The sequence below is a fragment of the Aeromicrobium sp. PFPM2_SD2 genome, from assembly GCF_057364525.1.
Genome location: NZ_JBNFNZ010000708.1, coordinates 1 through 769, shown reverse-complemented (window position 1 = coordinate 769; position 769 = coordinate 1). Strand labels below are relative to the sequence as shown.

Sequence of the window (769 nt, the reverse complement as noted above, 5' to 3'; positions counted from 1 at the left end):
CAGCCGCGTCCGCGCGGGCGGCGCCAACTAGCCCGGCGGATGTCGCCACTGCCCCGCCGCGAAGAGCCGGTGCTGGCGGGCCCAGGTGCGCATGGGCTTGAGCACCCCGGCCTCCCCCGCGGCCCACAGGTAGACGGCGGTGCCCTCCGGCAGGGTCAGCGACGCGAGGTGGTCGCCTAGCGTGCCGGGACCGTAGGCCGGGTCGTCCTCGTGGAACCACGTCACGTCCACGCCCGGACGCTGCGCGAGCGGCTGCTCGTCCGCGGCGGTCGGCACCGCGACGCGACCTGGGCCGTCGTCGCCTCCGGCAGCTCCTCGAGCCAGCGCGCCACCGCCGGCAGCGCCGTGTGGTCGGCGAGCAGCACGTGGTGCCCGAACGCGGCCGGCACCAGGTACGTCGGTCGCGGGCCGGTGATCCACACCGGGGTCCCCGGCTCGACGCGCTGCGCCCAGTCCGAGGCCAGGCCGCCCTCGTGGACGACGAAGTCGATCCACACCTCGCCGGTCGCGTGGTCGATGCGGCGGATCGTGTACTCGCGCGTCTCGGGGAACGGGCGCGGCCACTCCAGCCCCTTCTCCCCCACGGTCGGCAGCCGCAGCTCGCCGCTCTCGTCGGGGAAGATGATCTTGACGTGCTCGTCGGGCGTGCGCGGCTCGAGCGCGGCCACCTCGTCGCCGCCCAGGACGAGCCGGACCATCCGGGGCGTCACCTGCTCGCGGCGCAGCAGCTGCAGCCCGTGCACGGACGCCGGGCGGTCGAGGTGCTCGG

At 75.8% G+C, this 769-nt stretch carries 1 pseudogene; it reads right to left on the bottom strand.

Going from position 1 to position 769, the window contains the following annotated elements:
* Positions 1 to 27: 27 nt before the first annotated feature.
* A pseudogene (locus AC2W7G_RS17610) lies at positions 28 to 698 on the bottom strand (siderophore-interacting protein).
* Between the last annotated feature and the right edge of the window lie 71 nt (positions 699 to 769).